At 51.9% G+C, this 4,084-nt stretch carries 4 protein-coding genes; 3 read left to right on the forward strand and 1 reads right to left on the reverse strand.

Annotated elements, in window-relative coordinates; genetic code table 11:
• The first annotated feature begins 130 nt into the window (after positions 1–130).
• Complete coding sequence (locus PG883_RS22705; protein WP_161507963.1) at positions 131–373, forward strand: hypothetical protein; 243 nt, start codon at positions 131–133, stop codon at positions 371–373.
• A gap of 382 nt (positions 374–755) precedes the next feature.
• Here PG883_RS22705 and PG883_RS22710 read toward each other — a convergent pair whose 3' ends face one another.
• Positions 756–1,094, reverse strand: a complete 339-nt coding sequence (locus PG883_RS22710) for a hypothetical protein (protein WP_114522804.1) — start codon at positions 1,092–1,094, stop codon at positions 756–758.
• 301 nt (positions 1,095–1,395) lie between these two features.
• On the opposite strand from PG883_RS22710, the gene PG883_RS22715 reads away from it, so the two are divergent.
• Both PG883_RS22715 and PG883_RS22720 read left to right on the forward strand, forming a co-directional pair.
• Positions 1,396–2,628, forward strand: coding sequence for a ParA family protein (locus PG883_RS22715; protein WP_114522803.1), 1,233 nt, complete (start codon positions 1,396–1,398; stop codon positions 2,626–2,628).
• Complete coding sequence (locus PG883_RS22720; protein ID WP_161507962.1) at positions 2,628–3,629, forward strand: ParB N-terminal domain-containing protein; 1,002 nt, start codon at positions 2,628–2,630, stop codon at positions 3,627–3,629. Before PG883_RS22715 ends, PG883_RS22720 begins: the two co-directional genes overlap by 1 nt.
• Positions 3,630–4,084: the final 455 nt, after the last annotated feature.

Genomic DNA, 4,084 nt, shown 5'->3' on the forward strand with positions numbered 1-4,084 from the left:
AGGCGGCGGGACTCGTCGTTTCTACCCATGGAGGCCAGCGTCAATCTGCCAATTCGGCAGTAGCGGCCTAAGAAGTGGGAAGCCTCGCCGCTTGCGGCGGGGAGCAGTCACTAGTGGTTGCGAAGCGGAGATGGCCAACATCACGCTGCACTTTTATCTGAGGATGCCCTATGACCTCTACTGCCGAGATACCCTCCGTGTGAAACAACGCACCCTGCAGATCCTCATGGACTACGCACATTCTTTGTTCGGGGAAAATCCGCCACGGCCTATTGCCGAGGGTAGCTTTATGAACCAGTTGTCTTTACTGGAAGATGAGCTTGCCGACCTAGTAGCTAACTTCAACCCGAAACGCTGCGAAGGATACTTTTAAGACCCTCCCCCTGCTGCGCGTGACAGCCATCATTTCTCGGCTGGTTGTCCGCAAAAGACTCGCACACCCTCACCTTTTGCCTTTCAAAGTCATCCATTCCGGAGAGCATCAGTGCTTTTAGGGGGCATTTTTCGGCCCCCATGTCCCGCACTGCCCGTTAGAGCCTCCATTGAGGCTTTAAGCTCAGAAGGAAGCGATAAATTAGTAAAATAAACGGATAAATTACTAATACAGGGGTTTTACCTTGATTTCTTACCGGTTTTCTCCGATATGACTGAAAAAATACTCAAATAGACCTGTTAATTCACAAAAATAAACTGATTTTTTACTAAAAATGCCGCTCAGCTTTGCAGTGTGGCATCAAGCAGGGGTCGATTTCACGTTAAAGCTCGCTCAGTAGACGCTGCAACTCATCGTTAGGGTTGTAGGGGCGATGAGTGGTGCTGATCTGCTTGAGTACGTGGTTGGCCTTTCTCTCTACACCCTGCACTGTTCGGTCGAAATCTTGCTGGCATTTGTCCAGGGCTCGGGCGGCCGCGATTTCAGCCTGGAATCGTTCCTTGCCCGATAGCTCGCGGGCGATCCGGTTCATTGCCCCGGTAAACATGATGTCGAGGGTGTCCTCACTCTTCGCTCTACGGAATCGGGTACAGAGGGAGTCGTAGGTGAACTCTGAAGCGGGCAATGGTTCTTTCTGGTTGATGTGGGGTTTGTGTGGCATGAATGCCTGTCCTTTCTCAATGTCCTTGGGCAAGTTTATGGCCCGTAGTAAGTCGCTGGCGTCGGTTCTGTGGGTTTCTGGCCGCTCGTTGTGGTTTGCTCGCGAGGGCTGCCTTTCGATGATTTTCCAAAATTAACAGTGTTAATTTCCGAAAACAGGCATGAAAAAGAGCCGTATGACGCTCATGTTTGATTGTTAATTGGCAACCTTATGATTTGTTTGTCTCTCAAGCGTTTGTTCTGATATGTTTGGCCATCATGCTTTTTCATATCGACCACTATAATTAGTGAATGGAGTCTCAATGATGGACGTTGACCTGGCAAAACAACAACAGCTTATGCGCTTTGAGAGTTTACGGGATGAGGCACGATTTACATTGGACTATCTCGAAAACGCCAAAAATGAGCGTATTGGGGATAACGGAGAGGATGAACCGGAAGGGGTAGTGTTCTCGCAGTATCAACTACATCGTTTACCCAATATGACTCGCGCCAAGGCCGATGCTGCCATCAAACTTCTGGAAGACAGTGGTCGTGAGTTTAACCAAAAACCCAGCAAAAATAATGCTCGAACACTCCACTCCTATTCACATGCCGATGTGCGAGCTATCTACAAGGCATCTGGCCAGCGCTCCTACGCAGAGATGAATAAGGTGTTGGGTGCGAGCCAGAGCGCGAGAGTGGTCGGCTGCATCAATCTGAAGGGCGGTGTAGGTAAAACCACCAGCCTGGTCACCATCGCGACCGGCCTCGTTCATCACCGCAACCTGATAAAGCACCAACTGCGCGTTGCCGTAATCGACCTTGACCCACAGGGATCGACCTCGCTGGCCTTCGGTTTTTCTGGTCTCGGGAAGAAAGACCAGCATTCAGCCATCGAGGCTATCGCTTCGCGCGCGACGCCGGACACTGTCAGGTCATGGATGCTACCTACTTCCAGCGACGGTTTATTCGTTATGCCTGCAGGGCGGGCTGATGGTCTGTTTTCGCTTCAGGCCCATCAACATGCCGCCGAAACGGGCGTCAACATGTCGGAATTGCTCACGAAATTTGTGATAGATCCATTAAGGGACTCATTTGACTGCATTTTATGCGATGTCGGACCCCATCTGGATGGGGCGTTAATCAATACTTTGGAGGCGTGTGACAGCCTGTTTGTCCCGATTTCGCTCGACCCGCTAGAACTCGATTCATCCCTGAAATTTCTCGAATCCATTCACGGCCTGCTGGCCAGTATTCCGACGGCACGGCTCAACCCAGACTCGGTCTGGATTATGGCCAGCAAGTATGACGGTACCAACCCGCAGCACCTGGACCATTTCAAACTGCTGAGATACCTCGACCATGTGCGGGTTTTGACAAACCCTCTCGAACTACTCAGACCGTTCTCCGTCGTCTCTGAGGATGGCCGAACTGTGTTCACTATCCACCGTAATGACTATTCAGGCGCACCCAGTTCGCTGAGTCGCGCACAATATAATGCCGAGATGGTGATTCAAGAATTTTTTGCAAATGTGCTAGAGGTGGCTAAGTAATGGCTCGCAACGAATTAAATGGCGATTTTTTGAAAAAGAAAGCGGCCAACACCCCCGGTACGGGTAGTCATATCGCTTCTTTTAACCTGACAGGCGCTAATGATGGTCCAAACTCGGACCCCGAAGCGTCCCTGGCGGCGGCGGTGATCACCTCCGGTGCATTCAGGGTGCTACGGCTAAAGGATGGCCGAAACGTGACGCTGACTTCGGCCTATGTACCGGCCGATAAGGTTGGAAAGCTAACCTACATCCATGAGGCAAATGTCCGGTCGCAAAGCAGTGTGACGGCAGAAACCGTGACTGATCTGATTGGTTCGGTGAGCTCTGGTGGCGTCATCATGGAGGTGTTGGCCGTCCGTGATGAAAATGGAAGGTACGCGATCTTCGATGGTCAGCGCCGCCGCTTCTGCGCGTTGCTGGCAGGCAAGGGGTTGCCCGTTGCTTACATAAAAGCCTCTGATGCGTCGGGTATTGCAGAGTTACGCGAGTTGAGCCGGATAGCCAACATCACCCTCCCCAATTCTCTCTATGACAAGGGCCAGCACTATGCGCGAGTCAAGAATGACGAAGGATTGGATCAGGCTGCGGTAGCCGCTGCCTTTGGTGTTACTGTCCCCGAAGTACACTATGCCTTGCAAGCCATTGAGATCCCGTTGCCTCTCTACCAGTTGCTGCCGGAGGGCACAGGTACGGGCCGACCAACGGTTCTAGCCTTGCGTAAGATCACTAAGTCCCTATCCGAGCCTCAATTGGACGAATTGTTGTTGTGGGCAAAGGATCAGCAACCGTACAGCAAAAGATCGATAGCGCTGGCAGAGATAGGCGCAGAGGCCCAAGCGCTTTCCGGCGGCAGTGCTGAGATTACTCAGCCCTTTGAGCTCATTTCTGGCATCGAGGTGAGGGAAGAGAAGGGCAATGTCATCAAGCTCACGCTTCCAGAAGGCATCTCGCGACAGACTATCTGCGACCTGCTTGCAACGCTCTCGTCTGATCCGCAGTAATCCCCCTCTCTACCAAGCGATTTACTTCACCATTGCGCCCCGTCGATCATGACGGGGCACTTCTGCCAACCGGTGGCGATGGGTACCGTCCGGGGTCTAAATTAACAGTGTTAATTTTCGATGACGTCCCTAACACCCGCAGCACGAAGCCGTCCGGAACGGTGTATCTACGTGCGATGGCGAACCCCCGACGTTGTCTTACCCTAATCGTGCAAACCCGCATCTAACCAGTGTCCTCCAAGGAATCTATGCTCACATCGGGGTTATCTAAAAACGTTGCGACAGGCGTTATTATCTGTATTATGATGGTTATCAACGCAATTTAGCTCTATGCAACTGTTCTCACCCCTATGCGGCCACCTCGATAGTCGCTGCTTGGGGGGTAAGGAGTGATTCAACGTGAACTTGGAAGATGACTCTAGTACCGATCTGCAACCGGGCTTTGACCGGTATAT

The organism is Aeromonas sp. QDB25, from assembly GCF_027707725.1.
GTDB lineage: Bacteria > Pseudomonadota > Gammaproteobacteria > Enterobacterales > Aeromonadaceae > Aeromonas > Aeromonas caviae.